The organism is Enterobacter cloacae complex sp. HYC042_NIDB, from assembly GCF_056673315.1.
The window spans coordinates 2279627-2292470 of sequence record NZ_CP109650.1 but is presented as its reverse complement, the minus strand read 5'-3'; the positions used below and the strand labels follow the sequence as shown (position 1 = coordinate 2292470).

Annotated in this window: 13 protein-coding genes and 1 pseudogene; 9 read left to right on the top strand and 5 right to left on the bottom strand. The window is 54.6% G+C overall.

Annotated elements, in window-relative coordinates; genetic code table 11:
- Window positions 1-5: 5 nt before the first annotated feature.
- The 4 genes from ogt (at window position 6) to uspE (ending at window position 2846) form a co-directional block, all read left to right on the top strand.
- Window positions 6-521, top strand: a complete 516-nt coding sequence (gene ogt / locus OKF39_RS11030) for a methylated-DNA--[protein]-cysteine S-methyltransferase (protein ID WP_193541342.1) — start codon at window positions 6-8, stop codon at window positions 519-521.
- Between the two features lie 183 nt (window positions 522-704).
- Window positions 705-1457 carry a fumarate/nitrate reduction transcriptional regulator Fnr gene (fnr, locus tag OKF39_RS11025; RefSeq protein ID WP_006174991.1) on the top strand — a complete coding sequence of 251 codons (753 nt, stop codon included), beginning with the start codon at window positions 705-707 and terminating at the stop codon, window positions 1455-1457.
- A 146-nt stretch (window positions 1458-1603) separates the two neighbouring features.
- Window positions 1604-1786, top strand: coding sequence for a hypothetical protein (locus OKF39_RS11020; RefSeq protein ID WP_224224379.1), 183 nt, complete (start codon window positions 1604-1606; stop codon window positions 1784-1786).
- Between the two features lie 109 nt (window positions 1787-1895).
- Window positions 1896-2846 (top strand): universal stress protein UspE, encoded by a 951-nt coding sequence (gene uspE / locus OKF39_RS11015; RefSeq protein WP_028012944.1) that lies wholly within the window; start codon window positions 1896-1898, stop codon window positions 2844-2846.
- Window positions 2847-2886: 40 nt separating this feature from the next.
- On the opposite strand, the gene OKF39_RS11010 is transcribed toward uspE, so the two are convergent.
- The 3 genes from OKF39_RS11010 to pntA all read right to left on the bottom strand — a co-directional run bounded on the left by OKF39_RS11010 (window position 2887) and on the right by pntA (window position 7031).
- Window positions 2887-3996 (bottom strand): mechanosensitive ion channel family protein, encoded by a 1110-nt coding sequence (locus tag OKF39_RS11010; protein WP_041910286.1) that lies wholly within the window; start codon window positions 3994-3996, stop codon window positions 2887-2889.
- Between the two features lie 106 nt (window positions 3997-4102).
- On the bottom strand, window positions 4103-5491 hold the full coding sequence (pntB, locus tag OKF39_RS11005) for a Re/Si-specific NAD(P)(+) transhydrogenase subunit beta (RefSeq protein WP_479983771.1): 1389 nt from the start codon (window positions 5489-5491) through the stop codon (window positions 4103-4105).
- Between the two features lie 10 nt (window positions 5492-5501).
- On the bottom strand, window positions 5502-7031 hold the full coding sequence (gene pntA / locus OKF39_RS11000) for a Re/Si-specific NAD(P)(+) transhydrogenase subunit alpha (protein WP_479983770.1): 1530 nt from the start codon (window positions 7029-7031) through the stop codon (window positions 5502-5504).
- Between the two features lie 535 nt (window positions 7032-7566).
- On the opposite strand from pntA, the gene ydgH reads away from it, so the two are divergent.
- From ydgH to folM, 3 genes are all read left to right on the top strand, one after another.
- Entirely contained in the window at window positions 7567-8511 is a 945-nt protein-coding gene (gene ydgH / locus OKF39_RS10995; RefSeq protein ID WP_028012941.1) for a DUF1471 family protein YdgH, read from the top strand.
- 184 nt (window positions 8512-8695) lie between these two features.
- On the top strand, window positions 8696-10078 hold the full coding sequence (locus OKF39_RS10990) for an amino acid permease (RefSeq protein WP_047368429.1): 1383 nt from the start codon (window positions 8696-8698) through the stop codon (window positions 10076-10078).
- Window positions 10079-10117: 39 nt separating this feature from the next.
- Window positions 10118-10840 (top strand): dihydromonapterin reductase, encoded by a 723-nt coding sequence (gene folM, locus OKF39_RS10985; RefSeq protein ID WP_041910292.1) that lies wholly within the window; start codon window positions 10118-10120, stop codon window positions 10838-10840.
- Here the strand turns inward: folM and OKF39_RS10980 are convergent.
- The gene (locus tag OKF39_RS10980) at window positions 10837-11172 is read right to left on the bottom strand and encodes a GlpM family protein (RefSeq protein ID WP_014883596.1); all 336 of its coding nucleotides are present in this window, start codon (window positions 11170-11172) and stop codon (window positions 10837-10839) included. The genes folM and OKF39_RS10980 overlap by 4 nt on opposite strands.
- A gap of 128 nt (window positions 11173-11300) precedes the next feature.
- Between OKF39_RS10980 and rstA the strand changes: the two genes are divergently transcribed.
- Together rstA and OKF39_RS10970 are read left to right on the top strand one after the other, a co-directional pair.
- Entirely contained in the window at window positions 11301-12017 is a 717-nt protein-coding gene (rstA, locus tag OKF39_RS10975; protein WP_028012938.1) for a two-component system response regulator RstA, read from the top strand.
- Between the two features lie 244 nt (window positions 12018-12261).
- Window positions 12262-12522 (top strand): hypothetical protein, encoded by a 261-nt coding sequence (locus OKF39_RS10970; protein ID WP_219259077.1) that lies wholly within the window; start codon window positions 12262-12264, stop codon window positions 12520-12522.
- A gap of 175 nt (window positions 12523-12697) precedes the next feature.
- On the opposite strand, the pseudogene OKF39_RS10965 reads toward OKF39_RS10970, so the two are convergent.
- Window positions 12698-12844: pseudogene (locus OKF39_RS10965) on the bottom strand (DJ-1/PfpI family protein); the annotation flags it as partial.

Genomic DNA, 12844 nt, shown 5'->3' with positions numbered 1-12844 from the left:
TGAAAATGCTGAGATTACTCGAAGATAAAATTGCGACGCCGCTCGGGCCGCTGTGGGTGATTGCGGACGAGCAGTTCTGCCTGCGCGCCGTTGAGTGGGAAGAGCACAGCGACCGCATGGAGGAACTGCTTGATATTCATTACCGCGCACAAGGTTATGAACGCATCAGCGCCACCAACCCGGGCGGGCTGAGCGACAAGCTGGCGGCGTATTTTGAAGGCGATCTCAGCATCATTGACACTCTGCCAACCGCCACGGCAGGTACCCCTTTTCAGCGCGAAGTGTGGCAGGCGCTGCGGTCGATTCCATGCGGGCAGGTCATGCATTACGGCCAGCTCGCGGAGCATCTAGGCCGCGCAGGCGCCGCACGCGCGGTGGGTGCCGCCAATGGCTCTAATCCGGTCAGCATTGTGGTGCCCTGCCATCGGGTCATTGGCCGTAACGGCACCATGACCGGCTATGCCGGTGGCGTGCAGCGCAAGGAGTGGTTACTGCGTCACGAAGGGTATCTCTTGCTGTAGATCCCAGGCTTTTTGTGCTTAATTTTCTACCGGTTAGGCTAAAAATCCATAATCAAGCTGTGGAATTTCAAGAAGATGGCAACACGTTGCCGTCTCTTGTCCTTATTGAGGGTTTGTCAGGCTTACGTACTTACCAAAAAGATGTTAAAATTGACCAATATCAATTAAGGCTTGAGCAAACCTATGATCCCGGAAAAGCGAATTATACGACGCATTCAGTCTGGCGGTTGTGCTATCCATTGCCAGGATTGCAGCATCAGCCAGCTCTGTATCCCGTTTACCCTGAATGAGCATGAACTCGATCAGCTTGATAATATCATCGAGCGCAAAAAGCCGATTCAGAAAGGGCAGACGCTGTTTAAAGCGGGAGACGAACTGAAATCGCTCTATGCTATCCGCTCTGGCACCATCAAGAGCTACACCATCACCGAACAGGGTGACGAGCAGATCACCGGCTTCCACCTGGCAGGCGATCTGGTGGGCTTTGATGCCATCGGCACTGGTCACCACCCGAGCTTTGCTCAGGCACTCGAAACCTCGATGGTTTGCGAAATTCCGTTTGAAACCCTGGACGATCTGTCCGGTAAGATGCCTAACCTGCGTCAGCAGATGATGCGTCTGATGAGCGGTGAGATCAAAGGCGATCAGGACATGATTCTGCTACTTTCCAAAAAGAACGCAGAAGAGCGCCTGGCCGCGTTTATCTACAACCTCTCCCGCCGCTTCGCCGAACGCGGTTTCTCGCCGCGTGAGTTCCGTCTGACCATGACCCGTGGCGATATCGGTAACTACCTGGGCCTGACCGTTGAGACCATAAGCCGTCTGCTGGGTCGTTTCCAGAAGAGCGGAATGCTGGCCGTTAAGGGTAAATACATCACTATCGAAAACGGCGAAGCGCTGGCCGTTCTTGCCGGACACGCCCGCAACGTGGCGTAACTCTCCGCATGTTGATAACCAGACTGATAAATTCACGTGATTTATTGGTCTGGTATCATCGCTTCCGCTTTAAGACATTTTCATCGTAGCACGTCCCCATACAGCGCCTGAAAGGTTGTCGTTGAGGTTATGAATTGAGAGAAAGTTTGTTTTTCGTTTCAGTCGTGATCGCCTCAGTGACCTTTATATTCATCTGGATCATGCTTGTCGGTCCGATGAAGGGGGAGGAAAAAACCTACGTTCAGGATTCCACGACCTTTGCGATAGCGGTAATGGTGCTGCTGTTCATTGCGTTTATCGCGGTGACATCCACCGTGCTTTTCCTCTGATAAATTTTCATGAATTATTGATCTGGCAAAAGCTCCCCTCTGTTTCATTCAGGATATATAGGTTACTCTTTTAATTACAGACTGTGGTGACAGTAGTAAGGAGACCTGTATGGCCAAGTATCAAAACATGCTGGTAGCTATCGATCCGAATCAGGACGATCAGCCGGCATTACGACGTGCTGTGTATTTACATCAACGGATTGGTGGCAAAATCAAAGCGTTTTTGCCGATCTATGACTTCTCGTATGAGATGACCACCCTTCTGTCGCCTGACGAGCGCACCGCTATGCGTCAGGGCGTCATCAGCCAGCGTACCGCGTGGATCCGTGAACAGGCGAAGTATTACCTGGAAGCGGGCGTGCCTATTGATATTAAAGTGGTCTGGCATAACCGACCTTTTGAGGCCATTATCCAGGAAGTGGTTGCCGGTGGGCACGACCTGCTGCTGAAGATGGCGCACCAGCACGACAAGCTGGAGTCCGTAATCTTCACTCCGACCGACTGGCATTTGTTGCGTAAATGCCCTTGCCCGGTCTGGATGGTGAAAGACCAGCCGTGGCCTGAAGGCGGGAAAGCCGTTGTGGCGGTGAATCTCGCGAGCGAAGAGGATTATCACAATTCGCTCAACGAGAAGCTGGTGAAGGAGACCATCCAGCTTGCCGATCAGGTTAACCATACCGAAGTGCATCTGGTGGGCGCCTATCCGGTTACCCCGATCAATATCGCCATTGAGCTGCCGGAATTTGACCCAAGCGTCTATAACGACGCGATCCGCGGTCAGCACCTGCTGGCGATGAAAGCGCTGCGCCAGAAGTTCAGCATTGACGAGAACATGACGCACGTGGAAAAAGGGCTGCCTGAAGAGGTGATCCCGGATTTAGCCGAACATCTGCAGGCCGGGATTGTGGTGCTGGGCACCATTGGCCGGACCGGTATCTCTGCTGCCTTCCTCGGCAATACCGCCGAACAGGTGATCGACCATCTGCGCTGCGACCTGCTGGTCATCAAGCCGGATGAGTATCAGACGCCGATTGAGCTGGACGACCCGGAAGACGATTAACGTAAACATCAAAGCCCGCCGCTCCGGCGGGCTTTTCTCATCAGCTCTCCATTACCGGCTTCGGCTGTTCACCTGACTCATCCTGCATCCACGGCGCGTGCAATACCATGCTGGGCAGCGCCAGCTTAATCCCCTGGGCGTTCAGCCCTTCAAGAATACGGATATTGATCTCCTGCTGGATGTCCATGTATTTGTTGTAATCCGCGGTATTAACGATATGGACGACTTCGAACGTCAGGCGGTCGCGGTCAAATCCCAGAAAATGGGCACGATCGAATTTTGTCTCGCCGACATCGGTAATGATCTGCCTGACCATATCCCCCACGTAGCGCAACTTATCGGGCGGCGTGTCGCTGGCAACGCCAAAGGTGAAGACGATGCGACGCGTCTGCATGCGTTTGTAGTTGTGAAGCGTCTGCTGAAGCAAAATGGCGTTACCGCAGACGATCTGCTCCCCGCTCAGGCTGCGGATACGGGTCGTTTTCAGGCCAATGTGCTCTACCGTCCCCGCCACGTCGTTGAACACCACAAAATCGCCAATTTCAAACGGCTTATCAAAGCCGATAGAGAGCGAGGCAAACACGTCGCTGAGGATCGTTTGTACGGCGAGGGCGATGGCAATACCCCCTACCCCAAGGCTGGCAACCAGAGCAGTGATGTTGACGCCCGCGTTAGCAAGGATAGACAGCAGCATCACTGACCAGACGATGGCACGGAGAATAAGCCCCGTGATCACCAGCGTGACCGGGTTTTTATGGCTTCCGGGCGCCAGCATGACGTGACGAAGCCACGACACCACCCCCTGATCCATCCACAGCGCCACCTGGATGGCGAAAACCAGGAACCAGGCGTGGCTCACGGTGCCAAAGAGATGATCCGGCAAGTCAACGAAACGCAGGCTGAAGAGCAGCGCCACCACAAACAGCAGGAAGCGGCTGGTGCGGTTAAGCATATCGGTCAGGATAAAACGCATCCGGTTGGTGGTCGGGTGCTTGTCGCCCCAGGTGGTGATGCCTTTCTTAACGAACGCGATCAGGCGCGTTAGCAGCCAGTACACCAGCAGCGTCACAAAGACAACCGTGGCGGCGCCTATCCAGAATGTCGGCGTCATCATCAGCGCGATGATGTCGAAGCGGGACAGAAATTGCATTACACCTCCTCGTATTACACAAAGGGTAAAGTATAGACAGAGGAGAAACGCTGGCCGCAGAAATAGGAAAACCGCCCCGAAGGGCGGTTTGTCAGGAGAAAGCGAATTACAGCGCTTTCAGAATCGCATCCACGCTGGCTTTGGCGTCGCCAAACAGCATATGGGTATTCTCTTTGAAGAACAGCGGGTTCTGCACGCCAGCATAGCCGGTGTTCATCGAGCGTTTGAAGACAATGACGTTCTGCGCCTTCCACACTTCCAGAACCGGCATCCCGGCGATTGGGCTGCGCGGATCGTCCTGTGCCGCCGGGTTAACGGTGTCGTTAGCACCAATAACCAGCACGGTGTCGGTGTCGGCGAAATCATCATTAATCTCGTCCATCTCCAGCACGATGTCGTATGGCACCTTCGCTTCCGCCAGCAGTACGTTCATGTGGCCCGGCAGACGTCCGGCCACCGGGTGAATACCAAAGCGAACTTTGATACCGCGCGCGCGCAGCTTCTCGGTGATTTCCGCCACCGGATACTGCGCCTGCGCCACCGCCATACCGTAGCCTGGGGTGATGATCACAGAATGCGAGTTTTTCAGCATTTCCGCGGTGTCTTCCGCGCTGATCTCACGGTGTTCACCCACTTCTTCGTCAGAGCCGGTAGAAGAACCGTCAGAACCGAAGCCACCGGCGATAACGCTGATGAACGAACGGTTCATCGCCTTACACATGATGTAAGACAGGATGGCACCGGAAGAACCGACCAGCGCACCGGTGACGATCAGCAGGTCGTTGCTCAGCATAAAGCCCGCAGCCGCCGCTGCCCAACCGGAGTAGGAGTTCAGCATCGAGACAACCACCGGCATATCCGCACCGCCGATGGACGCCACCAGATGCCAGCCAAACGCCAGCGCGATGATGGTCATCACCAGCAACGCCAGTACCTGCAGGCCCACGCTTTCGGTACGCACGAAGACCACCAGGAGCACAAACGACACCACCAGCGCCGCCAGGTTCAGCTTGTGACGGTTAGGCAGCATCAGCGGTTTAGAAGAGATCTTACCGCGCAGCTTGCCGAACGCTACGATAGAGCCGGTGAAGGTTACTGCACCGATGAAGATACCGAGGAACACTTCGGTCAGATGAATGTTGACCAGAATCGGCTCCATGCCCGGTTCGTGATACAGGTAGTTGTTGAAGCCCACCAGCACCGCCGCCAGGCCCACGAAGCTGTGCAGAATCGCCACCAGCTCCGGCATCTCGGTCATTTCCACGCGCTTCGCCAGGCGAATACCAATCGCGCCGCCGATGATCATCGCCACCAGGATCCACGCCACGTTGCCGGTATCCGGCCCGAAGATGGTGGCAATCAGCGCAATCGCCATCCCGGCGATACCAAAGTTATTTCCCTGCTGAGACGTTTCGTGTTTGGAAAGCCCCGCCAGACTGAAAATAAACAGGATTGCAGCAACAATGTATGCGGCTGTCACTAATCCTCCAGACATATGCTACCCCTTAGCCTTTACGAAACATTTTCAGCATGCGCTGAGTCACGGTGAAACCACCGAAAATATTGATACTGGCGATCAGCACCGCGATAAAGCTCAGGAAGCTGATCCAGCCGCCGTGTCCAATCTGCAGCAACGCCCCTACCACGATGATCCCGGAGATAGCGTTGGTCACCGACATCAGCGGCGTATGCAGCGCATGGGAGACGTTCCACACCACGTAGTAACCCACAACGCACGAGAGTGCGAAGACGGTAAAGTGGCCGAGGAACTCTTTCGGCGCGACGTCAGCCAGCCAGCCGAACAGAATAATGACCAGCGCCATGATGGCGTATTTGCGCCACGGAGAAGCCGGTTTAGCCGGTTCTTTTGGCTCGGGTGCCGCTTTCGGCGCAGCCTGGGGCTGGGCTGAAACCTGAATAGGCGGCGCAGGCCAGGTAATTTCACCTTCGCGAACGACGGTGACGCCGCGCACCACCACATCGTCAAAATCGACGGTGATGTTGCCGTCTTTCTCTTTGCAGAGCAGCTTCAGCAGGTTAACCAGGTTGGTGCCGTACAGCTGAGACGACTGGGTTGGCAGGCGGCCAGGCAGGTCGGTATAGCCGATCACCTTCACGCCGTTAGCGGTCGTGGTCACCTTATTGGCAACGGTATACTCGCAGTTACCGCCGTTTTGCGCCGCCAGGTCGACAATCACGCTGCCCGGCTTCATGGAGTCGACCATCTCACGGGTGATCAGCTTCGGCGCCGGTTTACCCGGAATAAGCGCGGTGGTAACAATAATGTCGACGTCTTTCGCCTGCGCGGCGAAGAGTTCCATTTCGGCTTTGATAAAGGCTTCGGACATCACCTTCGCGTAACCATCACCGCTGCCCGCTTCTTCCTTAAAGTCCAGCTCAAGGAATTCGGCCCCCATGCTCTGGACCTGTTCCTTCACTTCGGGACGGGTGTCGAACGCGCGCACGATAGCGCCCAGGCTGTTTGCCGCACCGATTGCGGCAAGACCCGCCACGCCCGCGCCAATCACCATCACTTTCGCCGGTGGGACTTTCCCCGCCGCGGTGATCTGGCCGGTAAAGAAGCGTCCAAATTCGTGAGCGGCTTCAACAATGGCGCGGTAGCCGGCAATGTTTGCCATGGAGCTCAGCGCATCCAGCGACTGCGCGCGCGAAATACGCGGCACGGAGTCCATCGCCATCACGGTCACGCCACGGGCCGCCAGCTTCTCCATCAGTTCAGGATTTTGTGCAGGCCAGACGAAGCTCACCAGCGTGGTGCCTGGATTCAGCAGCGCAATCTCACTCTCTTCCGGCGCGTTGACCTTCAGAATCACGGGCGACTGCCAGACTTCAGCACCGTCCACCACTTCCGCGCCAGCCTGAATAAAGGCTTCGTCATCGAAACTCGCCAGCTTGCCTGCGCCGCTTTCAACCGCGACGGTAAAACCCAGCTTAAGCAGTTGCTCCACCGTTTTCGGTGTTGCCGCTACGCGGGTTTCATTGGCTAACCGTTCTTTTGGTACCCCAATACGCATAGTTTTCCCTTCCATCGGTTTTTGATGATGGTTTGTCGATAAATGCCCGCGGTTTGTATCAATTTTCGCCAGCATGATAGCGACGAGAAATGAGTAACCCCGCAAAATAAAACAGTAACAAACTGTCTATAACCTACTGAAAATAGCGCTTGTGATCTACCGCCAGAAAACACTATTTCTTACTTTATCTGTGAAAAATAAGCGATCGGCGTCACTGACAGTGATATTTACCTTAAATTCATCGCCAGAACCGATAAATCGCGCAAGCGAAGCGGTAAAAACATGATATAGCGCCATAAGAGAACAAGTTATTAACATTAAATTAACTTGTAAAAGTCATATGCTTTATCAGTTTTGCTTGTCAAACGCCTGTTTTTTCAACATATCACTAAATGTTATCGAATTCGGTAATTGAGTGAGCACAGGCAGTGAAAAATGGCGCAGACAGCGACGGGTTTTAAATGCCATAATCGGGGCCGTCTCAAATAAACAACAATACCAGTACATGGTTTGCGCAAGGCGAAGGATTATTTTTATGAAGCTTAAGAACACACTCCTGGCGTCCGCACTTCTCTGTGCGACCGCCCTGTCTGCGAATGCCGCAACAGAGTTAACGCCAGAGCAAGCGGCAGCGTTAAAACCTTTTGACCATACGGTCATTGTGGGTCGTTATAATTCTATTGGCGATGCCGTCGCCGCCGCATCAAAAGCCGCGGATAAAAACGGGGCGGCCTCGTTTTACGTCGTTGACCAGTCCGATTACGGCAACAGCGGTAACCAGCGCGTGACCATTGCGCTGTATAAAGATAATGCACCAAAGGCTGACGCGCCGAAAAATCGCGTGATCAACGGTATCGTTGAGCTGCCGAAAGACCAGGCCATTGAGCTGGAACCTTACGACACCGTTACCGTTCAGGGCTTCTATCGCAGCCAGCCAGAAGTGAACGATGCCATCACCAAAGCCGCGAAAGAGAAAGGTGCCTACTCTTTCTATATCGTGCGTCAGGTGGATGCTAACCAGGGCGGCAACCAGCGTATTACCGCATTCATCTACAAAGAAGATGCGAAAAAACGCGTTCTGCAGAGCCCGGATGCCATCCCTGCGGATTCTGAAGCGGGTCGCGCGGCGATAGCCAAAGGCGGCGAAGAAGCGAAGAAAGTTGAAATTCCGGGCGTAGCGACCTCTGCGGCGCCAAGCGCTGAAGTGGGCCGTTTCTTTGAAACGCAGTCCACGAAAGGTGGCCGTTACTCCGTGACGCTGCCGGACGGCACCAAAATTGAAGAGCTGAACAAAGCCACTGCCGCGCAGATGGTGCCGTTCGACAGCATCAAGTTTACCGGCAACTACGGCAATATGACGGAAGTCTCTTATCAGGTCGCGAAGCGTGCGGCGAAGAAAGGGGCGAAGTATTACCACATCACCCGCCAGTGGCAGGAACGTGGTAACAACGTGACCATCAGCGCCGATCTGTACAAGTAACAAAACCGTTGACGAAGGGCGGCGCAATGCCGCCTTTTTTGTTACTTTTTTTGAAAATCTGCCACACATCATTGCATGCTTTCGTTACACTCCGTAAAATCCCGCGCCTTAGTGTGATCCACCATTTTTATGCGCCTTAGCGAAATAATTATTCTGGATTGGGACTTTTCATAACAGGAAGCCAATGGAAAAGAAACTTGGCCTGAGTGCTTTAACTGCACTTGTATTGAGCTCAATGCTGGGCGCGGGCGTATTCAGTTTGCCGCAGAACATGGCGGCCGTCGCAAGCCCTGCCGCCCTGCTCATTGGCTGGGGCATTACCGGTGTCGGGATATTGCTGCTGGCGTTTGCCATGCTGTTGCTGACGCGCATTCGCCCGGATCTGGACGGCGGCATTTTCACCTATGCACGTGAAGGTTTCGGCGAGCTGATCGGCTTCTGTTCCGCCTGGGGCTACTGGCTGTGCGCGGTCATCGCCAACGTCTCTTATCTGGTGATTGTCTTCTCGGCGCTCAGTTTCTTTACCGATACCCCTGAGCTGCGCCTGTTTGGCGACGGTAATACCTGGCAGTCTATCGTCGGCGCCTCGGTGCTGCTGTGGATTGTTCACTGGCTGATTTTGCGCGGTGTCCAGACCGCCGCCAGCATCAACCTGGTGGCGACGCTGGCGAAGCTGGTGCCGCTTGGCCTGTTTATCGTGCTGGCCTTCATTGCGTTCCGTCTTGACGTGTTTTCGCTTGATTTCAGCGGCATTGCGCTGGGCGTTCCGGTCTGGGAGCAGGTGAAAAACACGATGCTGATTACCCTGTGGGTATTTATCGGCGTTGAGGGTGCCGTCGTGGTTTCTGCCCGCGCGCGTAATAAGCGCGATGTGGGTCGCGCCACGCTGCTGGCCGTCCTGGCGGCGCTGGGCGTGTATCTGCTGGTGACCCTGCTTTCGCTGGGCGTGGTGGCGCGTCCTGAACTGGCCGAAATGCGTAACCCGTCCATGGCAGGACTGATGGTGAAAATGCTCGGCCCGTGGGGCGACGTGGTGATTGCCGCAGGGCTGATCGTCTCCGTCTGCGGCGCTTATCTGAGCTGGACCATCATGGCGGCTGAAGTGCCGTTCCTGGCCGCGACGCACAAGGCGTTTCCACGCCTGTTTGCCCGTCAAAATCATAATAATGCGCCATCAGCCTCACTCTGGCTGACCAACATCAGCGTTCAGGTCTGTCTGGTGCTGATCTGGCTCACAGGTTCAGACTATAACACCCTGCTGACCATCGCCTCGGAGATGATTCTGGTACCCTATTTCTTAGTGGGTGCGTATTTGTTAAAAATCGCCACGCGTCCGGCGCACTATGTTGTGGGCGTAGGGGCCTGTATTTACGGCCTGTGGTTGTTGTATGCTTCCGGGCCGATGCATCTGCTGCTGTCGGTTGTGCTGTATGCGCCGGGTCTACTGGTGTTTATCTATGCCCGCCGCACGCATCAGCTGGAGAACGCGCTGAAACGCCGTGAAATGGCCTTAATCGGGCTGTTACTGGTTGCTGCCGTACCGGCAACCTGGATGTTAATGGGATAGCACTGTCTTTCCCATTGTTGAACTGTAAAGGAGAATACGATGGGAAATGCACCGCTTCGCCCAATACTGATCACCGGTGGAGGCCGCCGTATCGGCCTCGCCCTCGCCCATCACTTTCTCAACCTTCGCCATCCGGTCATTGTCAGCTACCGTACGGAATACCCGTCGATTGAGGGGCTGCGCAAAGCCGGAGCGATCTGCATTCAGGCTGATTTTTCCACCGACGAAGGCATTCTGGCCTTTGCCGAACAGGTTAAATCCACCGCGACGGGGTTGCGCGCCGTGATCCATAACGCCAGCGCATGGTGTGCCGAGAAGCCCGGCACGTCCCTCAGCGATACGCTCTCCGCCATGCTGCAGATCCACGTTAACGCCCCTTATCTGCTTAACCACGCGCTGCAGGATCTGCTGCGCGGCCACGGGCATGCGGCGGGCGACATTATTCACTTTACCGATTATGTGGTGGAGCGCGGCAGCGACAAGCATATCGCCTACGCGGCCAGCAAAGCCGCGCTGGATAACATGACGCGCTCCTTTGCCCGCAAGCTCGCGCCTGAGGTGAAGGTGAACGCCATCGCCCCGGCGATGATTTTGTTTAACGAACACGATGATGCGGAATACCGCCAGCAGGCGCTGAATAAGTCGCTCATGAAAATAGCGCCCGGTGAGAAAGAGGTGATCGACCTGGTGGATTACCTGCTCACCAGCTGCTACGTCACCGGCAGAACCTTTGCCGTGGACGGCGGCCGCCCGCTGCGCTAGTGAAAGCGGCTCCAGAAGAAGATTAACACCCAGGCGCTGAGCCCCCAGCAGACCACTGCCCCGCCCAGCGCCAGGGGAAGCCGCAGAAAACCGGTGAAATACCACAGGGAAAGCAGGTAGAGAAAGTACGGTATGATTGACCACATGCCAAACACGATGGTCGTGCGTAGCGCTTCCGTACCCCGCTCAGAGGCCACAATATAGTGGGCAATCAGCGCAAAGGTCGGGAACAGCGGGATCAGCCCGGCAATATAGTAGTTTTTGGTTTTTGCCAGAATGCCAATCAGTAACACCACCAGCGCCCCCAGCGCGGCTTTGATCACCAGCCCCATATTTTTTCCTATAACAATCAAATAACAAGAAACGTCAGAATAACGGAAGCGGCGTTAATTTTGAAAGATTAATGGAAGGTTAAGGTTCCGCGGTGTATTTTGGCTTTTTTCACGAAAACAGACGCTGTATGAATAAGATTGTATATGTTGAAGACGAACCCGAAGTCGGGCAATTGATCGCCGCCTATCTGGGTAAACATGATATGGACGTCATTGTCGAGCCTCGCGGCGATCGTGCCGAAGAGGTGGTCGTCCGTGAAAACCCGGATTTAGTGCTGCTGGACATCATGCTGCCAGGCAAAGACGGCATGACGCTCTGCCGGGACCTGCGCGCCCGCTGGGACGGTCCTATCGTTCTGCTTACCTCACTGGACAGCGATATGAACCATATTCTGTCGCTGGAGATGGGCGCCAATGATTACATTCTGAAAACCACACCGCCTGCCGTCCTGCTGGCCCGCCTGCGCCTGCATTTGCGCCAGCACGCCAGCATCGAACGCGAAGCGCCCGCGCCGTCCCTGACGCCGCACAAAGCGTTGCGCTTCGGTACGCTGTCTATTGACCCGGTTAACCGCCAGGTCCTGCTTTCCGGCGAGCTTATCGCCCTTTCTACCGCAGACTTTGACCTGCTCTGGGAGCTGGCCACGCATGCCGGGCAAATCATGGACCGCGACGCGCTGCTGAAAAACCTGCGTGGCGTGAGCTATGACGGTATGGATCGCAGCGTTGACGTGGCAATTTCGCGATTACGCAAAAAACTGCAGGATAACGCCACCGAGCCCTACCGCATTAAAACCGTGCGTAACAAGGGTTATCTGTTTGCCCCGCACGCCTGGGAAACCTGATCGTCGGATAGGATAATCTGCGCGAATTGAAGGCATTGCGCTAAAACGCCCTCCTTTCGCGCATTTATTTTTACGTTTGCGCAACATTTAACTTGCTAAGCACGCAAACTATTCCATAATTAGCTTCTCGACTCTCCTTTCTTCAGCTCATCCCGCTCTTGCGATCGTTTTACTCATTTTCGCCGTGAAGCTTTCACGACATCGCTCCCAGAAATCTTGAAATGAGGATTTAAGCCCATGAATTATGTATAGCTACGGTCAGGTAGAAGCGATAAAAACCAATCTTGAGTGGATTGTTAATCAGGCAACCCTTAACCACACCTCACCCTCACGCACCGATCAAAAAGCGCTCTTTGACCTCCTGGAACTCATCCAGTCTTACGAAATACTGCTGGATCTCATCAGCGAATACGGGGTGGATGTGATTGATACGCACATTGCGGAAGGCCTGGCCGCGACCGAAAAACTCATCGCCAAGGTAAAAAACAGCGCGAAAGCCATATAACACGCTCGACAGTCGTGAAAAAACCGAAAGGTTTTCATGTATATTCTGCACATAGCGTTTTTTCGGTGAGATCCAATGAAAAAGCTGTTTGTGCAGTTTAGTGTGCAGAAAATCTGCAATTTACTGGAAAGGCTATAGCTTCTCTCCCGTTCGCAAAGCTATTAACGGCTCGTTACAACGCATCTGCCTCTACGATTATTTGGGGATGCCTGGCGGTAAGGGTTTTCGCACATGCCCAATGCGTGGTCACTCTTTTTCCATTTAGCTTTCCGGTGAGCGCCAGGAGTAATGCCCCCGTACAAACTGAACCAAACCGCTTGCT

Bases quoted from the DNA above. Each gene is read 5' to 3' on its own strand.
- uspE (WP_028012944.1), top strand. From the start codon at position 1,896: ATGGCCAAGTATCAAAACATGCTGGTAGCTATCGATCCGAATCAGGAC.
- pntA (WP_479983770.1), bottom strand. From the start codon at position 7,031: ATGCGTATTGGGGTACCAAAAGAACGGTTAGCCAATGAAACCCGCGTA.
- OKF39_RS11010 (WP_041910286.1), bottom strand. From the start codon at position 3,996: ATGCAATTTCTGTCCCGCTTCGACATCATCGCGCTGATGATGACGCCG.
- rstA (WP_028012938.1), top strand. From the start codon at position 11,301: ATGAATAAGATTGTATATGTTGAAGACGAACCCGAAGTCGGGCAATTG.
- ydgH (WP_028012941.1), top strand. From the start codon at position 7,567: ATGAAGCTTAAGAACACACTCCTGGCGTCCGCACTTCTCTGTGCGACC.
- OKF39_RS10970 (WP_219259077.1), top strand. From the start codon at position 12,262: ATGTATAGCTACGGTCAGGTAGAAGCGATAAAAACCAATCTTGAGTGG.
- OKF39_RS10990 (WP_047368429.1), top strand. From the start codon at position 8,696: ATGGAAAAGAAACTTGGCCTGAGTGCTTTAACTGCACTTGTATTGAGC.
- OKF39_RS10980 (WP_014883596.1), bottom strand. From the start codon at position 11,172: ATGGGGCTGGTGATCAAAGCCGCGCTGGGGGCGCTGGTGGTGTTACTG.
- folM (WP_041910292.1), top strand. From the start codon at position 10,118: ATGGGAAATGCACCGCTTCGCCCAATACTGATCACCGGTGGAGGCCGC.
- pntB (WP_479983771.1), bottom strand. From the start codon at position 5,491: ATGTCTGGAGGATTAGTGACAGCCGCATACATTGTTGCTGCAATCCTG.
- fnr (WP_006174991.1), top strand. From the start codon at position 705: ATGATCCCGGAAAAGCGAATTATACGACGCATTCAGTCTGGCGGTTGT.
- ogt (WP_193541342.1), top strand. From the start codon at position 6: ATGCTGAGATTACTCGAAGATAAAATTGCGACGCCGCTCGGGCCGCTG.